The sequence below is a fragment of the Tumebacillus sp. BK434 genome (genome assembly GCF_004340785.1).
Lineage (GTDB): Bacteria > Bacillota > Bacilli > Tumebacillales > Tumebacillaceae > Tumebacillus_A.
In genome coordinates, this window is sequence record NZ_SLXS01000007.1 from 73,728 (window position 1) to 100,046 (window position 26,319).

30 protein-coding genes are annotated in these 26,319 nt (G+C 55.2%); 24 read left to right on the forward strand and 6 right to left on the reverse strand.

The window, feature by feature from the left end; all coding sequences use genetic code 11:
• Positions 1-22 precede the first annotated feature (22 nt).
• The 19 genes from EV586_RS16425 (at position 23) to spoIVB (ending at position 17,484) form a co-directional block, all read left to right on the forward strand.
• Positions 23-538, forward strand: a complete 516-nt coding sequence (locus EV586_RS16425; RefSeq protein ID WP_132946199.1) for a SpoIIIAH-like family protein — start codon at positions 23-25, stop codon at positions 536-538.
• 149 nt (positions 539-687) lie between these two features.
• On the forward strand, positions 688-1,197 hold the full coding sequence (gene accB, locus EV586_RS16430) for an acetyl-CoA carboxylase biotin carboxyl carrier protein (RefSeq protein ID WP_132946200.1): 510 nt from the start codon (positions 688-690) through the stop codon (positions 1,195-1,197).
• 14 nt (positions 1,198-1,211) lie between these two features.
• On the forward strand, positions 1,212-2,555 hold the full coding sequence (accC, locus tag EV586_RS16435; protein WP_132946201.1) for an acetyl-CoA carboxylase biotin carboxylase subunit: 1,344 nt from the start codon (positions 1,212-1,214) through the stop codon (positions 2,553-2,555).
• Positions 2,556-2,615: 60 nt separating this feature from the next.
• Positions 2,616-3,038, forward strand: a complete 423-nt coding sequence (locus EV586_RS16440) for an Asp23/Gls24 family envelope stress response protein (RefSeq protein ID WP_132946202.1) — start codon at positions 2,616-2,618, stop codon at positions 3,036-3,038.
• Between the two features lie 65 nt (positions 3,039-3,103).
• A complete protein-coding gene (gene amaP / locus EV586_RS16445) occupies positions 3,104-3,637 on the forward strand; it encodes an alkaline shock response membrane anchor protein AmaP (RefSeq protein WP_165898662.1) in 534 nt (177 codons plus the stop codon).
• 3 nt (positions 3,638-3,640) lie between these two features.
• On the forward strand, positions 3,641-3,868 hold the full coding sequence (locus tag EV586_RS16450; protein WP_132946204.1) for a DUF2273 domain-containing protein: 228 nt from the start codon (positions 3,641-3,643) through the stop codon (positions 3,866-3,868).
• A gap of 76 nt (positions 3,869-3,944) precedes the next feature.
• Positions 3,945-4,376: a transcription antitermination factor NusB gene (gene nusB, locus EV586_RS16455; RefSeq protein ID WP_132946205.1), complete on the forward strand. Its 432-nt coding sequence runs from the start codon at positions 3,945-3,947 to the stop codon at positions 4,374-4,376.
• A gap of 3 nt (positions 4,377-4,379) precedes the next feature.
• Positions 4,380-5,321, forward strand: coding sequence for a Kae1-like domain-containing protein (locus tag EV586_RS16460; RefSeq protein WP_132946206.1), 942 nt, complete (start codon positions 4,380-4,382; stop codon positions 5,319-5,321).
• Between the two features lie 99 nt (positions 5,322-5,420).
• Complete coding sequence (locus EV586_RS16465; RefSeq protein WP_132946207.1) at positions 5,421-6,431, forward strand: NAD(P)/FAD-dependent oxidoreductase; 1,011 nt, start codon at positions 5,421-5,423, stop codon at positions 6,429-6,431.
• A gap of 90 nt (positions 6,432-6,521) precedes the next feature.
• Positions 6,522-7,886 carry an exodeoxyribonuclease VII large subunit gene (gene xseA, locus EV586_RS16470; protein WP_132946208.1) on the forward strand — a complete coding sequence of 455 codons (1,365 nt, stop codon included), beginning with the start codon at positions 6,522-6,524 and terminating at the stop codon, positions 7,884-7,886.
• Positions 7,879-8,124 (forward strand): exodeoxyribonuclease VII small subunit, encoded by a 246-nt coding sequence (gene xseB / locus EV586_RS16475; protein WP_132946209.1) that lies wholly within the window; start codon positions 7,879-7,881, stop codon positions 8,122-8,124. Before xseA ends, xseB begins: the two co-directional genes overlap by 8 nt.
• An 8-nt stretch (positions 8,125-8,132) precedes the next feature.
• Entirely contained in the window at positions 8,133-9,026 is an 894-nt protein-coding gene (locus EV586_RS16480; RefSeq protein ID WP_207893927.1) for a polyprenyl synthetase family protein, read from the forward strand.
• 100 nt (positions 9,027-9,126) lie between these two features.
• The gene (locus tag EV586_RS16485) at positions 9,127-9,918 is read left to right on the forward strand and encodes a DUF421 domain-containing protein (RefSeq protein WP_132946211.1); all 792 of its coding nucleotides are present in this window, start codon (positions 9,127-9,129) and stop codon (positions 9,916-9,918) included.
• A gap of 82 nt (positions 9,919-10,000) precedes the next feature.
• Positions 10,001-11,896 (forward strand): 1-deoxy-D-xylulose-5-phosphate synthase, encoded by a 1,896-nt coding sequence (gene dxs, locus EV586_RS16490; protein ID WP_132946212.1) that lies wholly within the window; start codon positions 10,001-10,003, stop codon positions 11,894-11,896.
• Between the two features lie 104 nt (positions 11,897-12,000).
• Complete coding sequence (locus tag EV586_RS16495) at positions 12,001-12,834, forward strand: TlyA family RNA methyltransferase (protein WP_132946213.1); 834 nt, start codon at positions 12,001-12,003, stop codon at positions 12,832-12,834.
• A 117-nt stretch (positions 12,835-12,951) separates the two neighbouring features.
• Entirely contained in the window at positions 12,952-13,809 is an 858-nt protein-coding gene (locus tag EV586_RS16500; RefSeq protein WP_132946214.1) for an NAD(+)/NADH kinase, read from the forward strand.
• Between the two features lie 24 nt (positions 13,810-13,833).
• On the forward strand, positions 13,834-14,280 hold the full coding sequence (gene ahrC / locus EV586_RS16505) for a transcriptional regulator AhrC/ArgR (RefSeq protein ID WP_132946215.1): 447 nt from the start codon (positions 13,834-13,836) through the stop codon (positions 14,278-14,280).
• An 11-nt stretch (positions 14,281-14,291) separates the two neighbouring features.
• On the forward strand, positions 14,292-16,019 hold the full coding sequence (gene recN / locus EV586_RS16510; RefSeq protein ID WP_132946216.1) for a DNA repair protein RecN: 1,728 nt from the start codon (positions 14,292-14,294) through the stop codon (positions 16,017-16,019).
• Positions 16,020-16,170: 151 nt separating this feature from the next.
• Positions 16,171-17,484, forward strand: a complete 1,314-nt coding sequence (gene spoIVB, locus EV586_RS16515) for a SpoIVB peptidase (protein ID WP_132946217.1) — start codon at positions 16,171-16,173, stop codon at positions 17,482-17,484.
• Between the two features lie 51 nt (positions 17,485-17,535).
• On the opposite strand, the gene EV586_RS21225 is transcribed toward spoIVB, so the two are convergent.
• Complete coding sequence (locus EV586_RS21225; protein ID WP_165898663.1) at positions 17,536-17,697, reverse strand: hypothetical protein; 162 nt, start codon at positions 17,695-17,697, stop codon at positions 17,536-17,538.
• A gap of 294 nt (positions 17,698-17,991) precedes the next feature.
• Between EV586_RS21225 and spo0A the strand changes: the two genes are divergently transcribed.
• On the forward strand, positions 17,992-18,756 hold the full coding sequence (gene spo0A, locus EV586_RS16520) for a sporulation transcription factor Spo0A (protein WP_132946218.1): 765 nt from the start codon (positions 17,992-17,994) through the stop codon (positions 18,754-18,756).
• A gap of 170 nt (positions 18,757-18,926) precedes the next feature.
• On the opposite strand, the gene EV586_RS16525 is transcribed toward spo0A, so the two are convergent.
• Positions 18,927-19,595 (reverse strand): vWA domain-containing protein, encoded by a 669-nt coding sequence (locus EV586_RS16525; RefSeq protein WP_132946219.1) that lies wholly within the window; start codon positions 19,593-19,595, stop codon positions 18,927-18,929.
• 619 nt (positions 19,596-20,214) lie between these two features.
• Here EV586_RS16525 and EV586_RS16530 point away from each other — a divergent pair.
• Both EV586_RS16530 and EV586_RS16535 read left to right on the forward strand, forming a co-directional pair.
• A complete protein-coding gene (locus EV586_RS16530; protein WP_165898664.1) occupies positions 20,215-20,691 on the forward strand; it encodes a M23 family metallopeptidase in 477 nt (158 codons plus the stop codon).
• Positions 20,692-20,966: 275 nt separating this feature from the next.
• Positions 20,967-21,329, forward strand: a complete 363-nt coding sequence (locus EV586_RS16535; protein ID WP_132946221.1) for a hypothetical protein — start codon at positions 20,967-20,969, stop codon at positions 21,327-21,329.
• A 455-nt stretch (positions 21,330-21,784) separates the two neighbouring features.
• Here the strand turns inward: EV586_RS16535 and EV586_RS16540 are convergent, their stop codons facing one another.
• Positions 21,785-22,072, reverse strand: coding sequence for a hypothetical protein (locus EV586_RS16540; protein ID WP_132946222.1), 288 nt, complete (start codon positions 22,070-22,072; stop codon positions 21,785-21,787).
• Between the two features lie 463 nt (positions 22,073-22,535).
• Between EV586_RS16540 and EV586_RS16545 the strand changes: the two genes are divergently transcribed.
• The gene (locus EV586_RS16545; protein WP_132946223.1) at positions 22,536-22,988 is read left to right on the forward strand and encodes a tetratricopeptide repeat protein; all 453 of its coding nucleotides are present in this window, start codon (positions 22,536-22,538) and stop codon (positions 22,986-22,988) included.
• A gap of 335 nt (positions 22,989-23,323) precedes the next feature.
• Positions 23,324-23,719, forward strand: coding sequence for a hypothetical protein (locus tag EV586_RS16550; RefSeq protein ID WP_165898665.1), 396 nt, complete (start codon positions 23,324-23,326; stop codon positions 23,717-23,719).
• A 41-nt stretch (positions 23,720-23,760) separates the two neighbouring features.
• Here the strand turns inward: EV586_RS16550 and EV586_RS16555 are convergent, their stop codons facing one another.
• The 3 genes from EV586_RS16555 to EV586_RS16565 all read right to left on the reverse strand — a co-directional run bounded on the left by EV586_RS16555 (position 23,761) and on the right by EV586_RS16565 (position 26,244).
• Positions 23,761-24,471, reverse strand: a complete 711-nt coding sequence (locus tag EV586_RS16555) for a YjgB family protein (protein WP_132946225.1) — start codon at positions 24,469-24,471, stop codon at positions 23,761-23,763.
• Positions 24,455-24,970 (reverse strand): RNA polymerase sigma factor, encoded by a 516-nt coding sequence (locus EV586_RS16560; protein WP_132946226.1) that lies wholly within the window; start codon positions 24,968-24,970, stop codon positions 24,455-24,457. Before EV586_RS16560 ends, EV586_RS16555 begins: the two co-directional genes overlap by 17 nt.
• A gap of 416 nt (positions 24,971-25,386) precedes the next feature.
• The gene (locus EV586_RS16565; protein ID WP_165898666.1) at positions 25,387-26,244 is read right to left on the reverse strand and encodes a phosphotransferase; all 858 of its coding nucleotides are present in this window, start codon (positions 26,242-26,244) and stop codon (positions 25,387-25,389) included.
• Between the last annotated feature and the right edge of the window lie 75 nt (positions 26,245-26,319).

Consider the following 26,319-nt stretch of genomic DNA (forward strand, 5'->3'; position numbering starts at 1 on the left):
AACTTGAAGGAGGAATTTTACAATGGCTAAGCGTCAAACGATCTGGTTGTCCACGATGATGGTGCTGTCCCTCATGCTGATCGGTTTCTACACGGTCAACAACAACGTCGAGCCGGTCAACACCGACCCGGCGAAAACGGCAAGCCAGCAGGACAAAGGCGGCGAAGAGCAGCCGGTGGTAGCGGAAGGCAGCGACTTCTTCATCAAAATGCACCTCGATGCCCAAGAGAAATTCTCCGCCCGCGTCGAAGAGCTGAACAACCTGATCGCATCCGGCAAAGATGCGACCGAAGTGGAAAAAGCGAAAAAAGAGCTGGAGACGATGAACAACCTCGACCAGAAGATCGAAAGCACGATCGACCTGATCACCGGGGAAGGCTACCCGGATGCGTTCATCGAAGCGAAAGACAACAACAAATTCCACGTCACGGTGCAGGCGCAGGAACTCGACAAACTGAAAGCGGTTAAGATCATCGGCATCGTTTCGAAGGAGATGGGCGTCTCCTCTTCTAAAGTCAGCGTAGAAAAGCACAATTAATCCAAAAGAAGTCCCCCTGGCGGCGATCCGCTGCGAGGGGGATTTTTTAACTGACCGAAAAGTAGAAAGAAAAACTTGGGTTATGATATACTATTGTGGATGTTGTGTCGAAGAAATTACATAAATGCACGAGGAGTGTGACATACAACATGTTCAAACTCAATGAAATTCGCGAATTGGTGCGTCTGCTCGATGAGACGAGCATCGCCGAATTCAACTACGAAATAGAAGGCGCCAAGCTGTCGATCAAGAAGACGGCAGAAGGCGTGCAAGTGCTGGCTCCGGTCGTACAAGCCGCTCCGGCAGCACCGGCTCCGGTAGCAGCGCCTGTGGCAGCCGCTCCGGCTCCGGCAGCAGCACCGGCCGCTCCGGCTGAAGTTCCGGCGCCGGCAGCAGCGCCGAAAGCGGATGACCCGTCCTTACATAAAGTGGTCTCGCCGATGGTCGGCACCTTCTACAGCTCGCCGGCTCCGGACGCTGCTCCGTACGTGAAGGCAGGCGCGCGCGTCGAAGAGAAGACGATCGTCTGCATCGTGGAAGCGATGAAGCTGATGAACGAGATCGAAGCGGACGTGCGCGGCGAGATCGTCGAAGTGCTGGTAGAAAACGGTCAGCTGGTTGAATACGGTCAACCGCTCTTCCTGGTAAAGGTTGACTAGAACGGGGGACTACGATGTTTCATAAAGTGCTGATTGCTAACCGTGGTGAGATTGCGGTGCGCGTCATTCGCGCCTGCAAAGAGCTGGGCATTCCGACCGTCGCGATCTACTCGGAGGCGGACCGTGAAGCCCTGCATGTGAAAATGGCGGATGAAGCATACTGTGTGGGACCGACCTTATCCAGAGATTCCTACCTGAACATCAAGAATATCTTGTCGCTTGCCACTTCGATCGGCGTTGACGCGATCCATCCGGGATACGGCTTCCTGGCTGAGAACTCCGACTTTGCCGAATTCTGCAAAGCATGTGGCATCACGTTCATCGGACCGAGCGTGGAAGCGATCGAGAAGATGGGCGACAAAGCGGTCGCCAAAGATACGATGAAAAAGGCGGGCGTGCCGATCGTTCCGGGCACTGACGGCCTCGTGGAAGACCTTGACGAAGCCTTGAAGATCGCCGACGAGATCGGCTACCCGATCATCATCAAAGCAACGGCAGGCGGCGGCGGGAAAGGCATCCGCATCGCCAACTCCAAGGACGAGCTGGCCCGCCTGATCCAGATGGCGCAGACGGAAGCGCAGACAGCGTTTGGCAACGCCGGCGTCTATCTGGAGAAGTTCATCACCTCGATGCGCCATGTCGAGATCCAGGTGATGGGCGACTCGCACGGCAACGCGATCCACTTCGGCGAGCGCGACTGCTCCATCCAGCGCCGCATGCAGAAGCTGATCGAAGAAGCGCCGTCTCCGGCGCTGACGCCGGAGAAGCGCGCTGAGATGGGCGCGGCTGCGGTAGCGGCGGCGAAGGCAGTTTCCTACTGCGGTGCCGGCACGATCGAGTTCATCTACGATGAAGGCGGCAACTTCTACTTCATGGAGATGAACACCCGCATTCAGGTCGAGCATCCGGTGACCGAGATGATCACCGGCATCGACCTGATCAAAGAACAGATCCGTGTCGCAGCAGGTCTCCCGCTCACCCTGACTCAGGAAGAAGTGGTCTTTGACGGCTGGGCGATCGAATGCCGCATCAATGCGGAAGACCCGGACAAGAACTTCATGCCGAATCCGGGCAAGATCGTCTCGTATCTGCCGCCGGGCGGCTTTGGCGTTCGCGTCGATTCGGCTGCGTTCCCAGGCTACACGGTCACTCCGTTCTACGATTCGATGATCGCCAAGCTGATCGTTTGGGCGCCGACCCGCGAAGAAGCGATCCTGCGCATGGAGCGCGCTTTGAGCGAGTTCACCATCGACGGCATCAAAACGACGATTCCTTTCCACCAAAAGGTGCTCCGTCACGAGAAGTTCATCGAAGGTGACGTCACCACCAAGTTTCTGGAAATGTATCCTTTGTCATAAAAGGACAGGAAGTTTATACTAATAGAAACAGGGACAAGATGAGGAAGGAGCGAATCAGCCATGAATATGGAGTATGATACGACCGATATGGGCAACATTCGCATTGCGAACGAAGTGATCGAGATCATCGCCGGCCTCGCCGCGACCGAAGTCCGCGGCGTTGCGGGGATGTCGGGCGGCGTAGCGGGCGGCATCGCCGAACTGCTCGGCCGCAAGAACCTCGCCAAAGGCGTCAAGGTAGAAGTTGGTCAAAAGCAATGCGCGGTGGATGTGTCGATCGTCGCAGAGTACGGTGTGCGGATCCCGGAAGTTGCAGGCGAGATCCAAGATAACATCAAGCGTGCGATCGAGAGCATGACCGGACTGCAAGTCGTCGAAGTCAATGTTCACGTGCTTGGTGTCACCTTCAAGGGCAAGGACGAGGAAAACGGCAGCAAGGATGAGGAACGAGCGCCGCAACAACCGCCGAGCCGCGTGCTGTAAAGATTGATCCGTGAACCCCCCTGATCTGCAGGGGGGTTTTATGGCTAGGAGAGGAGGACAAGCTTTTGAAACTGTTTCCACGCATCATCCTGTGGCTGTACGCACTCGGGGTCGCGGCAGCTTGTGTCGTCATCCTGCTGCAATATGCAGGCACTGAAGTGCTTGGCCGCAATTTTGAAATCTACGATGACGGCGCAGCGGCAGCGGTGATCTTCCTGTTGCTCTCGATCTTCTTTTTGCTCTACCGCTCCAAGCGCGGCGAGCACGAACCGCAGACGATCACGCACAAGCTGGACAACGGGGATCTCAAGATCTCCTATGACACCTTGGAGCAACTGTCGCTGAAAGCAGCATCCCGCATCCGCGGCATATCCGATCTGAAAGCGCGCGTGCACATTAATGAAGGCGGCACGATGCGCATCGCCATGAAATTTGCCATCGAAGCAGGTCTGGACATTCCGAAGACGACAGCCGAACTGCAAGACGCGGTCAAACACTTTGTGGAACAGACGACCGGGATTCCGGTTGAACAAGTGACGGTCTACGTGCTGGAACTGTCCCAGCCGCAGCAAGCTGTCGTCAAGAAGCGGGTGGAATAGACCATGGACAAGTGGCTGAAGCTGTTAGAAACGCTCTCCGGCAACAAGAGGCTGCTCGGGACTGTCATCGGTGTGCTGCTCGGACTGTTTTTCCTGATCTTCGGACTGCTGAAGACGATCATCTTTGGCTTTTTCGTAATCGGCGGCTTTTACGTCGGCAAGATGATCGAAGAACGTGAAGACTGGCGCGATGTGATCGACAAGATCGTACCGGATAAGTACCGGGACTAACCACCAGAACTTGGTGGTTTCCTTTTTGTCCTCCGGGAATACTAACAGAAACAAGACGATAGAAGGAGTGCGAGAGATGAGCCGTAGAACTTCTCGTGAATTTGCATTGCAAGGATTGTTCCAAATTGATGTCGCCAAGGCGGATGTGCGCGAGGCGATTGAGCACGTGCTTGAACAGGAAGGCGCGGAGATCGACCCGGTGTTTGTGCGCGACCTGGTGAACGGGACGACCAAGCATGTTGATAAAATTGATGCGGTGCTGAGCAAGCACACCATCGGCTGGGACCTGAAGCGGATGGCGAACGTCGACCGCAACGTGCTGCGCATGGCGGTCTATGAGATGCTGTTCCATGAAGAGACGCCGACATCGGTCGTGCTCGACGAAGCGATCGACATGGCGAAAGCGTTCTCGACGCCCGACTCGGGCAAATTCGTCAACGGCGTGCTGGCGAAGATCGTGCCGGAGATGGACGGGCTGCGCGGCGAGTTTGCAGCAGCGCAGGAGTAATCGATGTATGTGCTCGGTATCGACACCAGCAACTATACCACCTCGGTCTGCCTGATCGACGAAGCCGGGCAGATCGTTCAAGAGCAGCGTCAGTTGCTCGCGGTGGAGCAAGGGGAAAGAGGGCTGCAGCAATCGGCGGCCCTCTTCCAGCATGTCCAGAACCTGCCTGTGCTGATCGAACGCCTCGGTGATCTGACCGGCAAGCTGCGCGCGGTGATCGCTTCCACCCGTCCGCGCCGCCTTGAAGGCTCCTACATGCCCGTATTCACGACCGGCAGCGGCATGGGGCGGGCGCTGGCGGCGACGCACGGAGTGCCGTTTTTGGAAACGACGCACCAGGAAGGCCACATCGCGGCGGGTGAAGGCAGCGCCGGCGTGGTGCCGGCCGACCATTTTCTCGCCGTGCATCTGTCCGGCGGCACGACCGACCTGCTGGAAGTGCGGCGGCTCGCCGACGGCTATAACATCGCCGAGCTCGGCACTTCGACCGACCTGCACGCCGGCCAGTTTGTCGACCGCGTCGGCGTCGCGCTCGGGCTCCCCTTCCCGGCCGGCCCGCATCTGGAAACGTTGGCCCGGCAAGCTTCCGACGACGAGGTGACCTTGCCGTCTCCTGTCGATGGCTACAACCTGTCGCTGGCCGGTCCGGAGACGGCGGCGATGCGTCTGATCGAGGCGGGCACGAACCCGGCCGATGTGGCGCGGGCGGTGGAGCGCTGCATCGCCAAAGGTTTGGAGAAAGTGCTGCGCAAAGCGGTGCAGGAAAAAGGCGTCAAGTCGCTGCTGATCGTCGGCGGTGTGGCAGCCAACCTGTACATCCGCGAGCGGCTCGTCTACCGGCTGGAGCACCGCGCGGTCGGCGCCAAGCTTTACTTTGCCCTGCCGAAATATTCGACCGACAACGCGTTTGGTGTGGCCAGGCTCGGCTTACAACTTCTTCCGTAACTCTCGCTTGGTTAAAACGTAAAATTATTGTATAATAGATTTTGCCTTACCCGAAAAACTTGTCGAAAAAAATAGAGAATGATCATGGAGGAAGTTAGCATGGCAGACGTACAAGATCTGAAACATGATGCAGAGTTGTTCGATATTACGATCGTAGGCGGCGGCCCGTGCGGCTTGTTCACCGCGTTCTATGCCGGGATTCGCGATGCGAAGACCAAGATCATCGATTCGCTTCCGCAGCTCGGCGGCCAATTGGCGGAGCTGTATCCGGAGAAATATATCTACGATGTGGCGGGCTTCCCGAAAGTATTGGCGCGCGACCTCGTCAACAACTTGAAGGAGCAGGCGTTCCAATACAACCCGACCGTCTGCCTGAACGAGCGCGTCATCGGCCTCAAGAAGCTGGAAGACGGCACGTTCGAACTTACCACTAACACCACCGTGCACCGCTCGAAGACGGTGATCATCACCGCAGGTATCGGCGCTTTCACCCCGCGCTCCCTGCCGGCTGAGAACACCAAGGATTTCGAAGGCAAAGGCATCCATTACTTCATCGACAACCTGCAAAGCCACCAGGGCAAGCAGGCGCTGGTGGTTGGCGGCGGCGACTCGGCGGTCGACTATGCGTTGATGCTCGAAGAAGTCTGCGACAAAGTGACCTTGATCCATCGCCGCGACCAGTTCCGCGCGCATGAAGAGTCGGTCAAAAAGCTGTACGATTCGAAAGTGGAAGTCAAAGTCTTCAACGAGCTGAAGGCGGTACACGGCGACGGCGCGCTGGAGAAGGCGGTGCTCGTCAACAACAAGGACAAGTCCACCGAAGAGATCGACGTCAACCTGATCATCGGCGCACTTGGCTTCTCCGCGTCGCTCGGCCCGATCCTCGAATGGGGGCTGGAAGTGGAAGACAACATGATCGTCGTCAACACCAAGATGGAGACGAACATTCCGGGCATCTACGCGGCCGGCGACATCGTCACCTACCCGGGCAAGGTCAAGCTGATCGCGACCGGCTTTGGCGAAGCGCCGACTGCGGTCAACAACGCCAAGCAGTTCTTCGACCCGAATGCAAAGCTGCACCCGGGCCACTCCTCGAACCGCAAAGAATAGTTTCGGCTATCCAAGTTCACGCCGCACAGGCGTGAACTTTTTTATGGTATGATAAGCCTGTAATTTTTGTCGAAAAAGCGAGTTGATACCATGCTGCAAACGAGAGAGCACATTCCGACCGTTTCCGAACTGACCGCGAAGATCAAAGGGATGTTTGAATCGGACCCGCAGTTGCAAGACTGTTTTGTGAGGGGGGAGATTTCCAACTTCACCCACCATAGCAAAGGACATATGTATTTTACGCTGAAAGATTCGCAGAGCCGGATCAAAAGCGTGATGTTTGCGGGGAACAACCGCTATTTGAAGTTCGTCCCGAAAGAGGGCATGAAGGTGATCGCGCACGGCTATGTCTCGGTGTTTGACCGCGACGGCGCTTATCAGTTTTACGTCGATGACCTGCAGCCGGACGGGCTGGGCTCCTTGTTTCTCGCCTTTCAGCAGCTGAAAGAGCAGTTGGAGCGCGAAGGGCTGTTCGATCAGATGAACAAGAAGCCGATCCCGAAGTATCCGCGCGTGGTCGGCGTCGTCACCTCGCCGACGGGCGCGGCGGTGCGCGACATCATCACCACCATTCGCCGCCGCTATCCGGTGGCGCACATACTGCTTCATCCGGTCATCGTGCAGGGGCCGACAGCGGCCGCGTCGGTCGCCGATGCGATCGCAGCGATGAACGCATTGCAAGAAGTGGACGTGCTGATCGTCGGGCGCGGCGGGGGATCGCTCGAAGAGCTCTGGGCGTTTAACGAAGAGCCGGTCGTGCGCGCGATCCATGCCTCGCAGATCCCGGTCATCTCGGCGGTGGGGCATGAGACCGATACGACCCTCTCCGATTTTGTGGCCGACATCCGCGCTGCGACGCCGACCGCCGCGGCAGAGATCGCCGTGCCGAATCTCTACGACCTGAAGCAGCATGTCGACCAGCTGACCCACCGCCTGCAACGGGCGTTGGACGGCAAGATGCGCGACGCGAAACAGCGCCTGCACCGCATCGAGACTTCGACCGTCTTCACCCGCCCGACCCATCAGCTGCACCAGTGGCAGCAGGTGGTCGACAACGCGGAAGACCGGCTGCAGTTGGCGCTTACCAAGCTGTCCGGCCAAAGCGAGCGGCGCCTCTCTCAGCTCGAAGGACGACTGCTGCGGACAAGCCCGATCGAGCGGGCGAAACGCATGGATCAGACGCTGCACTATACGGTCGAGCGCCTGCAGCGCGCCGTTGCCGACCGGGTCGGCAAAGAACAAGGCAAGTTCGAACGGCTGCTCGACAAACTTGACGCGTTGAGCCCGTTGTCGGTGATGAAGCGGGGCTATTCCCTGACGTACACCGGGGACAGAAAGCGGCTGATCAAAAGCATCGACGACGTGCAGTTGGGCGACAAAGTGCAAGTGCGCGTCCAAGACGGCTGGGTCGACTGTTCAGTATGGGGACTGGAGGAGGAGAAAACGAATGGCTGACAGCAAAGAACAAGCGCAGGAACAGACATTTGAAGCGGCGCTGGAGCGCCTGGAAGCGATCGTGCGCGCGATGGAAGCGGGAGATCTGCCGCTGGAGAAGGCGATTTCCGAGTTTCAGGAAGGCATGCAGTTGGCGCGCGTCTGCCGCGAGAAGCTCGATCAGGCGGAACAGAAGATCGAGATGCTGGTCGCAGAAGCGGGCGGGCTGACCAAAAAATCTTTTCAAACAGAGGAATGACAGAGACGATGAGCCAACAGGATCTCAAACTGTACCTTCACACGATGAGCGAGCGGATCGAGCAGGCGATGGACCTGCTCGTGCCGCCGAAAGCGCAATACCCGGAAGCGCTGTATCATGCGATGCGCTACTCGCTGTTCGCCGGAGGCAAACGCCTGCGCCCGGTGCTGACTTTGGCGACGGTCGAAGCGCTCGGCGGCGACGTGGAAGCAGCTCTGCCGGTCGCGGTGACGCTGGAGATGATCCACACCTACTCGCTGGTGCACGATGACCTTCCGGCGATGGACGATGACGATTTCCGCCGCGGCAAGCCGACCAACCACAAAGTCTACGGCGAAGCGACGGCGATCCTCGCCGGAGACGCGCTGCTGACCCAGGCGTTCCAAGTGTTGGGCACGATCGAAGCCAAAGGCCGCGAAGCGGTGCTCCTGCGCATCGTCGGCGAACTGGCGACGGCAGCCGGGTCGATCGGCATGGTCGCAGGCCAGATGGCCGACATGGAGAACGAAGGGATGAAGGCGGACGAAGAGCGCCTCGCTTTCATCCACGCGCACAAGACGGGCGCGCTGTTGACCGCGTCGGTGCGCATCGGGGCGATTTTTGCGGAAGCGGACGCAGACCAATTGCAAGCTCTGACCAGCTATGCGCAAAAAATCGGCCTCGCCTTCCAGATCGTCGATGACATCCTCGACGTGGTCGGCGAAGCGGAGAAGCTCGGCAAGGCGGTAGGCGCCGATGCCGCACACGGCAAATCGACCTACCCGGTGCTCTACGGGCTCGAAGAGTCCCGCGAGATGGTGCGCCGCCTGACTGCTGAAGCTCATCAGGCGCTGCAAAGCATCTCGCTCTGCACCAACCGTCTGCAGGAAATCGCCGACTGGCTGGTCAATCGAGACGTATAAGATCACAAGCACGCGGACATTCGTCCCGTGCTTTTTTTCATAGAGCAGAGCGAAAGTACGCACACTAGCCTTACAAGGATTTTCCAAGGGAGGCTTGTTTGTGGAAGAATATCGCTTTCTATGGGCTCCGGTCGTGATCTTTGTCGCCGGCTTTTTCCTGCTGCGCCTTGCAGGAAAGCGGGCGGTGGCCAACATGTCCAGCTTTGATCTGTTCGTGGTCGCCGCGATGGGGGCTGCACTGGGCGGATCGATCACCGTGCCGGGCAGTTTGAGCCTGACGCTGCTCGGGGTGCTGATGCTGGTGCTGACCTATCTCGGGTGGTCGTATCTGATGCTGAACAAAAACATGCGGGTTATGATGGTCAACAAACCTTCCGTTTTGGTGCATAAAGGCCACATCAGCGAAACCGGGATGCGCGACGCGCGTATCACAATACCAGAACTGCTCGGGCACCTGCGGCTCAAAGGCTACCCTTCCCTGACCGATGTCGAGTTTGCGATCATGGAGGAGGCTGGCGAGATCTCGGTGATTCCCAAAGCGTCAGCCAGGCCGTTGCAACCGGGGGACTTGCAGCTTCACGTCCAGCCGACGCCGCGGCCGGTGCCGGTGATCATCGACGGCGACTGGATCGAAGACAACCTGCTGGCGCTCGGGTCGAACAAAAATGAAGTGATCATGAAGCTGCAGGCCCAAGGCGTGCTCGCAGCCAAGATCAAAGAGCTGACCCTCGTCACGCTCGACGAACAGGGGACGGTGTGGTATGACGCGCAAGACGCGTCTGTGGACGGACAAAAGGCCCCCCAACAGTATGCCAGTCCCCAGCAGGCGTTAACTGCTGTGCTCGCCCCGGAGGCCCGGCAGGCGACGGAGAAAAATAAGGCAGGTAAGTAGTTGGCAGGTGTGATATAATATTGTCGTTTTCATCCAAGGCTCGCGTGCATCTACTCTACAAAAGAAGCGAGGCGGTAACTGCATGTTGCTCGACAAAGTAAACTGCCCCTCTGATATAAAGCATTTATCGGTTGAACAACTGGGCATTCTGGCTGAAGAGATTCGCCATTTCCTGATCGAGAACCTGGCCACCACGGGCGGCCATTTCGGTTCCAACCTCGGCGTGGTCGAATTGACGCTGGCCTTACATCAAGTGTACAACTCGCCGGTTGACAAGATCATTTGGGACGTCGGTCATCAAGCCTATGTGCACAAGATTCTCACCGGACGCAAGCACCTGTTCCCGACGCTGCGCAAGTATAAGGGCATGTCCGGCTTCCCCAAGCGGGGCGAGTCGGAGCATGACATGTTCGATGTCGGACACTCCAGCACCTCGATCTCTGCGGCGCTCGGCTATGCGATCGGACGGGATCTGAAAAAAGAAAACAGCAAGGTCGTCGCCGTGATCGGCGATGGCGCGATGACAGGCGGGATGGCGTTTGAGGCGCTCAATCATGCCGGGCACGTCAAGTCGGACATGGTCGTCGTGCTCAACGACAACGAGATGTCGATCGCGACCAACGTCGGCGCGATCACCAACTACCTGACCAAGCTCCGCGTCGACCCGCACTACTCGTCGTTCAAGAAAGACCTCGCCAACTTGCTGCACAAGATCGGCAACGTCGGTGACAAGACGGAGAAGTACTTGAAACGCGTGCGCGACTCCTTCAAGACGCTGCTCGTGCCGGGCATGCTGTTCGAAGAGTTCGGCTTCACCTATATGGGGCCGATTGACGGGCATGACCTCGCGACCTTAAAAAAATATCTCGAACAGGCGAAAAACACCAAGGGGCCGGTGCTGCTGCACGTCGTCACCCAAAAAGGGAAGGGCTACGCGGTGGCAGCCGATGCGCCTGACAAGATGCACTCCGTCTCCGTCGGGTTCAACGCCAAGCCGGGCCATGCGCCGAAAGTGGTCAAACCGGCCGCGCCGACCTACACCAAGGTGTTTGGCGACACGCTGATCAAACTGGCCCGCCAGAACCCGGACATCGTCGGGATCACCCCGGCGATGCCGATCGGCTCCGGCATGGTCAAATACGCCGAAGAATTCCCGGACCGCTTTTTCGACGTCGGCATCGCCGAGCAGCACGCCGGCACGTTTGCAGCCGGTCTGGCCTGCACGGGCAAACGTCCGGTGTTGGCGATCTACTCGACGTTCTTGCAGCGCGCTTACGACCAAGTCATTCACGACATCTGCATTCAGAATCTGCCGGTCACGATCGCCATCGACCGCGCAGGGCTGGTCGGCGAAGACGGGGAGACGCACCAAGGGGCGTTCGACGTCTCCTTCCTGCGCTGCATCCCGAACATCACGATTATGATGCCGAAGGACGAAAATGAGCTGCAGCACATGCTGTACACGGCGACTGCGCATCAGGACGGCCCGGTGGCAGTCAGATACCCGCGCGGGAACGGCTACGGCGTGAAGATGGAGGAAGCGTTCAAGCAGATCGAGATCGGCAAGTCGGAAACGGTGCGCGAAGGCAAAGACGCGGCGATTCTGGCGCTGGGCCCGATGGTGCACGTCGCAGAACATGCGGCAGAACTGCTGGCGGCAGAAGGCGTGGAGGCGCGCGTGGTCAACATGCGCTTCGCCAAGCCGCTCGATGAGGAACTGCTGCTCGAACTGGCTGAGCGCGGCACGCCGATCGTCACGATCGAAGAAGCGGCGATCGCCGGGGGCCTCGGCTCTGCGATCCTCGAATTTTATGCGCAGCGGCGTATCACCGGCGTGGAGCTGTACCCGATGGGGCTGCCCGACATGTTCGTTGAACACGGCTCGCCGCAGCTGTTGCTTGATTCGGTCGGCCTGAACGCCGAATCGCTGGTCAGCTCGATCAAAACGATGGTGCCTTTGAAACAGAAGCGTGCCTGATCAGATCCAAAGAGTTCATTCTTGCGGGTGGGACGCATGTCCCTCCCGTTTTTAGTGAACGGTAACTACTAACGCATCCTACAGAAGAACGAGGGAACGCTGTGATGACCACTCCAAAACCGGGCGCTAAGGAGCGCCTCGATGTCCTGCTCGTAGAACTCGGGCATTTTGATTCGCGGGAAAAAGCGAAAGCGGCGATTATGGCCGGGCTGGTGCTGGTCGACAACGATCGGGTGGACAAGGCCGGCACGAAAGTCAAAGTCGAAGCGGCGATCACCGTCAAAGGCGACCTGCACCCCTATGTCTCGCGCGGCGGGCTGAAGCTGGAGAAGGCGCTCAAGGAGTTCGACGTGGCGCTCGATGGCAAGGTCGTCGTCGACATCGGCGCATCGACAGGCGGCTTTACCGACTGCGCCTTGCAAAACGGTGCGAAGCAGGTCTACTCGGTCGATGTCGGCTACGGCCAGCTGGCCTGGACGCTGCGCAACGACCCGCGCGTCGTCGTGATGGAGCGCACCAACTTCCGCCATCTGAAGCCGGAAGACCTCAAAGGCGAGACGCCGCAGATCGCCGTGATGGACGTGTCGTTCATCTCGATCCGCCTGCTCTTGCCGGTGATCCAGTCGATTTTGACGGAGGACGGTCAGTTGCTCACCTTGATCAAACCGCAGTTTGAAGCGGGCCGCGAGCGCGTCGGGAAAAATGGGATCGTCCGCGACCCGGAGGTGCACCGCGATGTGCTGCAGCATGTGCTGGGCACGGCAGTGGCGCACGGCTGGCAGGTGCAAAAGGTGACCTTCTCACCGATCACCGGCGGAGATGGCAACATTGAATTTTTGGCGCACCTGACCAAGCAGGGCGAGGGGCTGGCTCCGGAAGCTCTGCAGACGGCGATCGACGGGATCATCTCCGAATCGCACAAGACACTGGAAAAATAAAAAGGATATTAACTCTCGTTCTCGAATTGATTTGAGAGATGGGAAACCCTATATAAAAAATGATTTTTCCTGATCATAGAGGAATTTTTATACCGCATCGAGAAGGAGGAGCCGAAGATGAAGGTGATAGGGCTGTTGGTCAATCACACCAAGCCGATGGCGCAAGATGTGGCGCGCCGCCTGATCGAGATCATCGAGAAGCACGGCGCTGCCGCACGGATCGACGAGAAGACGGCGGAAACGGTCGGCCGCGACGACATCTGCCTGCCGCAGACCGAGTTTGCCGATCATGTCGATCTGCTGTTCGTGCTTGGCGGTGACGGCACGATTCTCGGCTTCGCGCGCAAATTTGCCAAGACCGGACTGCCCTTGCTCGGGATCAACATCGGTCATCTCGGCTTTCTGTCGGAAGCGGAACCGCAAGACCTCGAAGATTCGGTCAAGCGCGTTCTGGACGGCAATTATTGTTTGGAGAACCGCCTGATGCTGGAAGCGCAGGTCGAGCGCGGCGGCCAGGTGATCTATCAGGACCTGATCGCGCTCAACGAGATCGGGATTGTCAAAGACCGGTTCGGCACGATGGTGACCAACCGATTGTTTGTGGATGATATGTATGTCGACCAGTACACGGGCGACGGTCTGCTCGTCTCCACGCCGACCGGATCGACCGCCTACTCGCTGTCCTGCGGCGGTCCGATCGTCTCGCCGCACATCGACGTGATGCTGATCACGCCGATTTGCCCGCATACACTGCACTCGCGGCCGCTGGTGATCGCGGCCGGTCAAGAAGTGCGGGTCGAAGTGACCGGCACGCACGAAGAGATGGTGCTGCTCGTCGACGGGCAGGATTTTCGCACTTTGGAGAACCATGATATCATCCGCGTGAAGCAAGCAGCTTACAAGACGAAGCTGATTAAATGGCGCGATCGCGAATTTTATGAAGTGCTGCGCCGCAAGCTGCACAACGCGCCGTAAACGGTGAAGGAGTTTGATCGGAACATGAAGGGCCAACGCCTGCTGAAAATACGAGAGATCATCTCGACGCAAGATATAGAAACGCAAGAGGAACTGGTCGATAAATTGCGCCAAGCCGGGTTTCAGGTGACGCAAGCGACCGTCTCCCGCGACATCAAAGAACTGCACCTCGTGAAAACGCCGACGCAAAGCGGCACCTATAAATATTCGCTGCCGGCCGAGCCGAGCTACAACCCGGAGCAAAAGCTGCGCCGCATGCTGCTCGACTCGTTCGTTTCGATCGACCGCGCCGAGAACCTCGTCGTGATGAAAACGCTGCCCGGCAACGCTCATGCGGTCGGCGCGATCATCGACGCGCTGGACTGGTCGGAAGTGCTCGGCACCATCTGCGGCGATGACACTATCTTGATCATCGTGCGCACCAAAGAAGTGGCACCTGAGGTTGTGGGCCGCTTTCTCTCCTACGTCTAGGGGGTCTGCCCATGTTGCTCGAACTGTCAGTTAAGAATTTTGCGCTGATCGAAGAAGTGCGCCTGTCATTTGAGGCGGGTCTTTGCATCCTGACCGGGGAGACCGGGGCAGGCAAATCGATCCTCCTGGACGCTGTGAGTCTCATCTTAGGCGGTCGTGCCTCGTCGGAATTTGTCCGGCAGGGCAAAGACAAAGCCACGATTGAGGCTCTTTTTGCCGTAGAATCGTCGGAGGAACTTGATGAACTGCTAGACGAATACGGGCTGGAGGCCGAGGACGGCCACATCGTGATCGTCCGCGAGATCTCCGCCGCCGGGAAAAATGTTTGCAGAATAAACGGAAGAATGGTCACCGTGCAGATGCTCAAGAATTTTGGGCAATACTTAATCAACATGCATGGACAGCATGAGCACCAGACCCTGCACGATGTGCGCGAACAGCTCGCGTTGATCGATGGCTTTGGCGGGGATGAGCTGCTGGCGCTGCGCGCCGAGGTGGAAGCCGCCTATTTTGCCTACCGCGATGCGAAAAACCGGCTGCGCGAAGCGACTTTTGGCGAGCAGGAGCGCATCCAGCGCCTCGACATCCTGCGCTTTCAACTGCAGGAGATCAAGGAAGTCGCCTTGCGCGCCGGAGAAGATGAGCGGCTGGAGGAAGAGCACAAAAAGCTCTCGTTCTCCGAGAAGCTGTTCGACGCCGCCAACTCCTCCTATGAGGTGCTGTACAGCGGCGAGCGGGGCAACTTGTCCACGCTGGACGGCGTCAACCGCGTGATCCGTGAACTGGAGAGCGTCGTGCGCTATGATGAGACCCTGTTTCCGGTGCTCGATCTGGTCAAGTCGTCCTTGTACCAGCTGGAAGAAGCGGCGCATTCTCTGCGCGACTACCGGGACAGCATCGAGTTCAATCCGGTGCGTCTCTCCAAGCTGGAAGAGCGCTTGAACCTGATCCATCGGCTGAAGAAAAAGTACGGAGATTCTGTCGAGGACATCCTCGCGTTTGCCGCCCGCATCGAAGAGGAGCTGCACACGCTGGAGCATCATGAGGAAAGCCTGGAGAAGCTGACTCAAGACGTGGAAAGCACCGGCCTCGTCCTCGCCAAACGCGCCGTGGCCTTGTCCAAAGCGCGCCGTCATGCGGCGGAAGAGCTGTCGCAGCTGGTGATGGACGAACTGGCCGAACTGATGATGCCGAAGACGCAGTTTGCGATCACCTTTACCCAGATTCAAGATGCGGACGGGCTGCCGATCGGCTCGCGGAAAGTGCATGTCAGCGAGTGGGGCATCGACCGGGTGGAATTTCTGTTCTCCCCGAACGTGGGCGAGCCTTTGCGCCCGTTCGCGAAGATCGCCTCAGGCGGCGAACTGTCGCGGACGATGCTGGCGATCAAGACGATCCTCGCCGATGTGGACAATGTCGGCACCTTGATCTTCGACGAAGTCGACACCGGCATCTCCGGACGGGCGGCGCAGGCGGTGGCAGAAAAGCTGGGGCTGATCGGCATGAAGCGCCAGGTGATCTGCGTGACGCATCTGCCGCAGGTCGCCTCGATGGCCGATGCGCACTACCTGATCCAAAAGCATCAGGACGCAGCGCGCACGCGCACCGAAGTGATCCAATTAAATGAAGCGGAGCGAATCGAAGAGATCGCCCGGATGCTGTCCGGTGCGGAACTGACCGAGACCACCTTGAAGCATGCTGCCGAAATGCTCGAGCGCGCCTGCCAGATCAAAGCGTAACGCTGCCAAAAGCGCGTATGCATGGCAGATGTTTGGCAGGATAGCAGGTCGGCGAGGGAGGCATTCTATAGCTATCACTCCAAGACGACACTGTCACTCGGCAGAGGTATACGGAGGTGCAGACAGGGAAGGAAGGGGAGCGTGAGATGGTTTGACAAAACACACTCGCAGAAAACTCTTAGGACTTTTCGTCGCAACAATGTTTGTCGCTTTGTGTTGGTTCACACCTATTCATCAGCTCGCAAGCATTCCCCAAGAACTACGGATTTTGCAAGGCACCAGCACGGCGCTCGATATCGGACTGCACTCGTTTGCCACGGTGACCACGTCCGAACCGGCTGTCGTCTCGGTTGCCGGGTCTCCGGAGGCGAAAGTTGCATCCCGCCTCAAACAACCTCTCAAGATCGATTCAGGCAAAACCGGCTCGGCCGACCTGCAAGTCAAACTTTTCGGAATGATTCCGGTCAAATCGGTACACGTCAATGTCGTGCCCGACTTGAAAGTCATTCCGGGCGGTCAGTCGATCGGCGTCAAACTCAAATCTTCCGGTATCATGGTCGTTGGCTACAACCTTGTCAAATCGGGCAACGATTCGATCTCGCCCGCAGAGCAGGCACAAGTCAAAGTCGGTGACATCATCACCGCCATCGACGGACGCAAGGTCAAATCGGTCGAAGAAGCGGCCGAGTGGATCAACAAGGCGGGCAAAGCGGAGCGTCCGCTGGAGTTCACCGTCAAGCGTGCGAAGCAGATCATGAAGCTGAAGGTCAAGCCGATCTTCGACAAAGACGGGGAAACCTACCGGATCGGGCTGTACATTCGCGATTCGGCAGCCGGTGTCGGCACCTTGACGTTCTACCAGCCGGATTATGGCGTCTTCGGGGCGCTCGGCCATGTGATCACCGACGTTGATACCGGCCAGCCGATCGGTGTCGGCGAAGGACAAGTTGTGCATTCCCGAGTAACTTCGATCGATAAAGGGGAGAGCGGCACACCCGGTGAGAAGCGGGGGATCTTCATCGATGAAGATCAAGTGCTGGGCTCGATCACCCGCAACAGCGACTTTGGGATCTTCGGCAAGATGGAGTCCTTGCCGGATAACGCCAAAGTCAGACAAGCGATGCCCGTCGCCCTGGCTGAACAGGTGCACGAAGGCAAAGCGTCGATCCTCACCGTCGTCGAAGGGCAGAAGGTCGAGGAGTTCGACATTCAGATCGTCAACGTGATGCGTCAAAAATATCCGGCCACGAAAAGCATGGTGATCAAAGTCACCGACCCGCGCCTGCTCTCAAAGACAGGCGGGATCATCCAAGGCATGAGCGGCAGCCCGATCCTGCAGGACGGCAAAGTCGTCGGCGCCGTCACTCACGTCTTCGTCAACGACCCGACGCAAGGCTACGGCGTCTTCATCGAATGGATGCTCAACGAAGCGGGTGTCAAAACCAAAACGTCGGCCGCGTCCTAAACAGGCAAACAAAAAACGCCCAGTTGATGGGCGTTTTTTGTTTGCTTCAGCTTATTTCAACGGTTGGGGCGGCGTGGTGTCAATCTCCGGGCCGTCCACAGGCTTCGACTTGTAGTCAGATGGCGTTTTGGCTTGCTGCTGATAGAGCAAACTTCCGGAAATGATCAGAACCACAGCCACAACAAGCAGGATGATTCGCGTTCTCGTTGTCAAAAGTCTTCTCCCCTTCTCCTTCGTTAGACGCAGCCAGCAGAAGGATTGTTTCATTTGTTACAATATTCGCATAGGGCTTTTGAACTATTTTGCAAACAGCGCTGTGATATTTTTCGACAAAAGTACGTTGCGAAACGGAGTGTTTTGATCAGAAGAAGTAAGAATACTGATTAAAATACGCAGAAATTGTTGAAATCAGTCTAAATGTTTATGGAAGGGTAATAGAGGAATAAAAACTGTCTTGTCGAAATATCTTTTCAGTCAGGTGAGCGTACACAAGGGGGTTCTTACTCAGTGAAGAATATCAAAGTTCTGATCGCAGATGATAACCGCGAATTTGCGGAGCTTCTGAAAGAATTTGTCACCGATCAAAGCGACATGGAAGTCGTCGGCGTTGCCTACAACGGCAACGAAGTGCTGGAACTGCTCGACAGCCAGCAGCCGGATGTGATCATCCTCGACATCATCATGCCGGTTCTCGATGGCATCGGCGTGTTGGAGAAGATCCAAGGCATGCAACTTGCGTACGACCCGAAAGTCATCATGTTGACAGCTTTCGGTCAAGAAAACATCACGAAGCGTGCCGTTGAATTCGGCGCTGCCTACTATATCTTAAAACCGTTCGACATGGACGTGCTGGCCAACCGCATCCGCCAAGTGGTGCGCGTGCCGGGAACTGCCCCGAAACAGCAGATGACGCGCGGCAAAAACGTCGATGCATCGATCACCAACATCATCCACGAGATCGGCGTGCCGGCACACATCAAAGGGTACCACTACCTGCGGGAAGCGATCGGCATGGTTTACAAAGACGTCGAGATCCTCGGCTCGATCACCAAAGTGCTGTACCCGAAGATCGCAGAAAAGTACAACACCACCCCGTCCCGCGTCGAACGTGCCATCCGCCACGCCATCGAAGTGGCCTGGGGCCGCGGCAACGTCGACTCGATCCGCAACCTCTTCGGCAACACCGTCAACGTGGGCAAGGCGAAACCGACCAACTCGGAGTTCATCGCCATGGTCGCGGATAAGCTGCGCATTGAGGCGAAGATTTCGTAAGCACATACCAGAGCAAGGGATACGGGCATACCGCACTCATTTATTTGTAGCTGTGACAGCCAACGAACTTGTTATCGATCTATAACTTACTACCATCACACCCGATAAATCCTCGTGATTTATCGGGTGTTTGTGCTTGAAGTAAGCGTTTGGAACAAGGCAAAGTACAATCATTTCAAAATTAGATGCGCCTTGGCTTCTTTCAACCACATCGGAAACTCATCCAGCAACTGGTCATAGAGTTGCTCATCGGAAACGGCGGCAATGTTGTCAAAGTGGAAAAAGTTTGCGTTGTCCACAACGCGGCCTTCCATCGTGTCTAACTTTCGCAAGACATCAAAGTTAGAATCTCCAATCCCTACAAATTGCCAGAAGATTGGTTGGCTCGAAGACTCGACGATGAATTTCTTGATCCCCGGCTTGCAACCGCCATCATTGATGAAAACCAAGAAAACAGGGATATTGCCAGGCTCTTCATGTAAGTACTTCTGCAGCACGTCTGCCATCACTTTTGGCTCGTCGTTACGGCCAAATTTATGGATCGATTCGTCGTTCAGGATATAATTGTTTACGTATCCGGCAAAATCTTTTTCCGTCACCGCCGGCAAACGGGTAAATTCATTGTCATAGACCCAAACATCCAAAGACCCGTCATCATCGAATTGACTGGCCACTGCTAAAATGCGTTCTACAACTTGTTGAACGGTTCCATTCTTATAGAGACTTCGCATCGACCCACTGATATCCAAAACCAATCCTACTTTCGCAACAACGTCGAGCAATTGCTTTTTCTCAAGCGCCACCGTTACACTTTTCTTCAAGAGAGAAACCGAGTTCATTGCTTGTCCTCCTTCTTTATTGAGAGAAAATATAACCAATTTATACATTTTTAGTTTATCAAAAGATATGTTTGATGAACATATCGAGTCGGACAATTGAAAGAAACCGCTATGCCATTGCCGACATAGCGGTCAGAACAAAGATGATTCGAAATACAATCCCCAAATAGTATAGTTGCCGAATGCTCCAGAACTGGACTGTTCCAGTCAACTCTTTCCTATCACCAGAGCCCTCCGCCCCAGAAGCCTGCGTGGCCTAACCAAGGCAGGAAGCACAGGCCGCCAAAAAATGCGGGTTCGATGTCTGCTTTGTCTGCAAGCGGAAGCAGGGCAACTCGCCATCATCCTTCCAATAATTGTGAAACGCCAACAACATGTTTTGAAGCCTATAAACTTCTACCATCTCACGATATATCAAATCGATTTTTCGGGTGCCAAGGCAAGCAGAGGACAAAAACTCCAGCAAAATTTGCTATTCACTAAAAACCTATACTTTTGTTGTATTTGAAATTATGAAAATACATTATATAATTAATATGTAATACTCAAAAATAAATAGTAGGTCTATCTAATGAAGAAAATGCTTGCAACTTTGAGCGCAGCAGTGATATTTAGTGCGTTGACGGGAGGTGCTACGCTTGCCGCACCGAACGACATGCTCGCTCCGTGGACAGGTGGGAAAACGTACCAATGTACCCAGGGCAACTTTGGTTCCTACAGTCATTATGATGTATGGAACCAGTATGCATGGGATTTTGCACTACCGAGCGGCACACCGGTACGGGCCGTTTCCAGCGGCACCATCACATTTAAGGGGTGGGACACAACCGGCTATGGCAACAAGGTGGTCATCCGGCACCCGGACGGTTCGTACTCCCAATACGCGCATAACAGCTCGTTTGGGATCTACAACGTAGGTCAATGGGTCGCACGCGGCTCCGTGGTCTCGTATTCCGGTTCTTCTGGCAACTCGTCCGGCCCGCATTTGCATTTCCAAATCATCGATGGCAATGGCTACTCTCAGCCGTCCCGCTTTACCGATATCGGTAACCCGACGGCAGGCTACTCCTACACATCGGGGAACGGCACGATCTAATCGCTTTTCATTGAGGTTCAGAGCGGCACCTATCGGCAAATTGCTGATGGGTGTCTTTTTGTGAATATACACTAAAAAGATGAAGAGGATGAACTTTCCTTTAATTTCGGTGAGAGTCGACAGATATATTCCATGTCTTCACAATATCTCATATCATTATAAGATATCAGAAAGGAGGTCGATCATTAGACGGTCGGGGCAGCGTATTCAGCGGATACACTGTCATTACGTTTCGTCCATAATTTGTATAATTTCATTTAGAAGGGGGATTATTCGTGGGTTTATCACATAGGCTATTACGTTCCTTCATGTTCTTTGGTATTGTGTTCGCAGTCACGCTCTTCACCGGGTGTGGCGCAGTGGTGGAAACCGAGCAAGAACCTATAAAGAATCATGAAGTCAAAGGTCCAAAAGTCACGGAAGATGAAGCCAAATTAGTGGCAACAAGCAGGTTTCAAGTGACAAAAGTTGAAAACGTGGAACTTCGTACTTTGACTTCTGTCGAGTTCTCGTACGTACCTATGGATGCCAAGCAACTTACCCCTATTTACTACGTGATCAAAGGGCAAACGACAAGTGGGATCACAACAATCTTTGTTTCCTCAAACGACACACGTCACGCCTTCGAACTGAAATAGTCGAAACTATGTTGGGGCGTTTGAAGTTTATGTAACTGAATAGGACTGCTGCCGGTCATCCGATAGAAAAAATGGCTGAGGGAGCGAGGCAGCCAATCACGAACCGTTCTATTCGTAGAGAGAGGAAATGTTAGTTTTGGGGACGACTTTGGTACAACTGTTCGAGCAAATCGGTAATATGTGCGATTTTGCATCGGTTGTAACACGGAAGAAGCATCAAAGCGTCCCATGCCTTCAATCTTCCCTACAAAAACAAACTAGCCGCTATACCGAGATGGTAGAGCGGCAGTACGTACATCGAAAACAAGTTTAGCAATGACCTACAGCACCGTAGCCCGGAACGAGCAGGAAGAACAACACGAAGATGATCAGAAATACGACTGCCCAGCGAGTGTACGCTCCAAAAGTACCGTACATGTCGTCACCCCCTCTCACAGTGTTCTCCTCGATTCAGATTACCACCAGAGCCCTCCGCCCCAGAAACCTGCGAGAGCTAACCAAGGGAGAAAGCCGAGCCCAAAAAACACGGGCTCAACGTCGGGCTGATCCTCGGTGTTTTGAAGCAGAGCGTCTTTGAAGGCGAGTTCCTTCGAATCGGCCGCAGCCAATCCTGCTCCCGGATAGCGAATGTACATCCCTTCATTGGTAACGGAATGCAAGACACCGTGATGAACAGTTCCATTCATGTGATGCGCGACGATCGGCTGGCCAACAAATCTTTGAGCATGTTGTCTCAGATTCATTCGTTCTACTACCCTCTTTCAAAATGTTTTTGGACACTGCATTTTTGAAGCGTGAGAAGAAACCTACAACAGCTTGCCACCTGGCTTTCACCGTACGTAGGTATTTACCTGTCCTGATACGGATCGAGCGGGGATAGACCACAGGCGGCATCTTTCCTAATTGAGCGATCCTCCCTATGAAAAAGGTATACAGTACATTATGTAAATCAGGAACGTCTTGTAACGGACAATCAACTACAGGGCACCCTAAAGAGAGATAAAAATACCTGTAAAAACATCTGGCGCCGATCTTCAGCAGTTGTTGCCTGAGCTTCATGAATCCATATCGGGGGCTGTATCAAAAACATGTTCAAGCTCGAGTTCTGATATGAGCACAAGTTCGATAAGATAAGCGTGAAAAGGGTAGAGGGGATACATGGCTGAGTACGGCAATCGGACATTCAATCGGGGATGACCGCATGAGGTGGTGGTGAAGGCTTTGGCCGACAACGATTCATTGATGGAAATTTTGAACCGCGCCACCTTGATGCTGGCGGCGGGCGACATGATGCGAGCTCGGGAGGATGTGCAGGCGGGGCTGGCGCTCGATGCTCGTCATGCACCATTGCTTTGCACCCTCGGGCTGATCGAGATGGCGGAAGCGCGCCCAAATGAAGCACAGCAGGCGCTGTTGGCGGCGCGTGTGAGCGACCCGGCGCTGCTTGAAGCGCACGTGAACCTGTCTGTCCTCTTGTTTGAGATTGGCAACATAGAAGGCGCGATCGAGGCGCTCGATCTGGCGGTGAAACATCATCCCGGCGCTGATCTGCTGTATTTCAACCGTGGCTTTGCCAAGCAATGTTTGGGACGATGGGAAGAAGCGGCAAGCGATTTTTCTAAAGCATTGGAACTCGGCTCAGAGAATGTGGAAGCATGACTGTTAAACAAGGAGCAGAGTTGAACAAAAAATGCATTCTAATCGAATTCTGGGGAATAGCAATTTGCTATTCCCCAGAATGTCGTTTCCGTTGCTAGATGATTCGTAATACAATTGACAATTTGGTGGTTCTCTGTTAACGTTTTCGAAACTGAACCAATTCATCAAATATACTTTGTATTCTAGATTGGCTAGAAACTCGTAAAAGAATACCATTATTGAAGGCGTACACGTGAAAAATTCGTAAAGTTTACTGATTGCTGCTGTGGCACTGTTAACCTCACGGACTTGATCGGTACGGTCGCATATTAATTAAGTAGCAAAGGAACTTCGCGATGATAAAAAAGCTTCTGTACGTCGGATTGCTCGTACTCGCCACGATTGTGGTACTGGTCCTGTTCTTGTGTCCGACTTCGGCTCAGGATGTCGTGGCGAACACGATCGAACAAGTAAAAGCTGGTCATACTGCTGAACTTGAATTGCCTACCGAGCATTTGGATAAAATTCGTTCGATCTACCAGTTTGCTGAAACCAATCAATTGTCTGTTCCGAAAGTATCACTCCAGGAAACTGCGCGTACAGAGGAACAAGTCCAAGTTGTTGCCTTTTATGAAATGCTGGAATACGGCGAAAATAATCAAGTGAAAAAAGCACATACGGAAAGCTTGATCTTTACATTACAGAAGATCGGTTGGCGAAGTTGGAAGATTGCCGAGGTAGAGAAACAATGAACAAAAGCTGTGCAGAACTTTCTGCACAGCTTGTTTTGTGCTTATGGCTGCAACACAGAAATATGATGCAGCCTGGGATTCGGCTGCTGCGAGGTCGGGCGGGGGAAGATCAGGAGCAGATCGTACCGGGCTCCGGTGCGGTAGTGCAGAATGTCCTGCGTGGTTTGCGAATCTTCATACGAAGTGACCTTTTCAGGCTGGCCCAACACTGTTTTCACGTCTTGATAGCGGATGTTCCGCAGTTCGGGGCGATAGGAGCGGACATCATACACCAGATCTGTTTCAGTAAATCCAAACGCCAACTTCTCCGCCTCATAGGTTGCATAGCGGCCGTCTCCGGCTGTATCCACAAGGTCGGCCGGACCATAGACACGCTCGACATCACCGATCTTCGCTGCTCCGGCTATGAAGGTACAGTCCGGCACCATACCAAGCTGCGCGGAGGCGAGAAGCTGCTCGAGCAATGCGCGGGGATCGGCTTCCTGCTGGTACGGCTGCTGTGCGGTCGGCGACGGAGCTTGCTGCGGGGTGTCGCGCAGGGGGAGCAGAACGAACAGCAGAGTCGCAGCAGTTGCCGTCGCTGCAAAAGACAGCACGGCTGCGCGACCGATTCGCCTCTGGCGGCGTTTGGGCTGTTCGTGCTCCCAACTGACGATGCGTTTGTTCAATCCCTCCCAGATCTCCTGGCGGTCTGCGCGGCTCAGCTCGCGGCGGGACAGCTCAGTCCAGTTCGGCTCATGGTCCGGTTTCATCGTGATCAACTCCTTCTGTCAGTTCGCGCAGCCGGTGCAGCGCCCGATGCAGTGTGGTGCGGACTTTTCCTTCCGTCCAGCCCAGCACTTCCGCCGTCTCCGCCACCGAAAGCTGCTGCACCTGCCGGAGAATGATCACTTGCCGGTATGATTCCTTCAGCAGCGCCAAGCTCTCTTCGAGCACCATTCGGTCTTCCACGCCGGAGAGCGTGTACACTTCTTCTTGCTTCCGAAACCACTGCGTCAGGATGCGCAGCCGGGTTTTCTTTTTGCGGAGCAGGTCGTACATATAATTGCGGGCGATGGTGAGCAGCCACGTTTTATAACTGGAGTCATGACGAAAGCTGTCCCATCGCTGAAAGGCCCGGAAAAACACTTCCTGCACCACATCTTTTGCTTCTGTGTGGTCTTGCAGCGTATACCGGGCATAGCGATAGATCTCGTCAGCATACAAGGCAAACAGCCCTTCAATCGCTTCTCGTTTCGATGGTTCGCTCATGCGGGCTCCTTTTAGACAAATTGGTCTCCTCTACAAGTAGACGGTTTCGCGCCCCCCTTGTTACAAACAGAATGCTTTACGAAGCATCTCCGACCACCGTCTTCCTCGGGGCACAGGCCGGAAGCGAGCCGTTTTTTGAGCAGAAACTCGGCTACACGTATGCGGTGCGTGCGTATATCAAACGAAAGCCGCATCCGGTTTGCTAAAAATTCTTCCTTAATAATATACCATTACCTGAGCAAACCAACACCAACAGCCCGCCTTGATTCAGGCGGGCTGTTGAGTTCCTACAATAAATATACTTTCTTTCCTATACTGTTTAGTCGTTGCGCATGATGCGCCGTTTCACCACAGTACAGTGGCTTTGATATCCAAATAGATAAACAGCTATAAGATGGCGATCAAGATGACGACAGTTATGGAAAGCCAACCCCTTTCCGCAAATTGTGAAGTCCGGCTTGCACGTGCGATTCGCTGCCCGTGTCCACTCCGTACAAGATGCTGTGAAAAGGAAGTCGTCCGGCATAAAACCCGCTCACCCGCTGCCAAAAGGTTCCATCGTGTGGAAGCTCGTAATGAGCCAGCACTTCCCGCGTAAAGTCTGCACCGTATTCGACATAAAGCCCGACAAAATCATAGGCCGGATCACCGATTCGCAAATCGCCGAAATCGATGACGCCCGTCAATTTCCCGTCCTGAACCAGCAGGTGCTCGGCACTGAGGTCGCCGTGCAGCAGCCGCGGGCGATAGGTAAAATTCGCCGGGTCCTCCAAAAACTTATCGAAAATCTCCTGCGTCCACACCTGTTCCTCCCGGTTCAACAGCGGGAATGCTTTCGTTTCGATCTCCCGGAAAAACACTTCCCAGTCCGCTTTTTTAACCGTAGGCAGTTCGATATTAGGAGTATGCATATGTAAAGTCGTCAAAAAGGACCCGATCGTTACAGCCAGATTCATTTTTTCTGCAGACGTCAGGCGGGAAAAAAGTTCGGCTGTCAGCGGCGTGCCGTTGATCTGCCGGTAGCCTGCATAGACGATCTCGTCCTCCGGCGCCGAGCGATACAAAAATTCCGGCACCTGCACCGGCAATCGGCCGGCCAACTCCGGAAGAACCTGCGCTTCCTGCCACAGCTCCCGCTGGCCCAATGGGGTGCGCGGAAATCGAAATACCAGCCGTTCGCCGACGATCCAGACCTGATTGGCCCAGCCGTGTGAAATCGCCCGTGCTCCTTCGTGGCGCAGCTCCGGATGCTTGTGAAAAATGTGTTCGATCATATCGTGCCCTCCTCTGCTCTCCATTTTGCATAAAATCGGCCGGCTTGCACATCCTAGTTCTTGGGTCATTTGTAA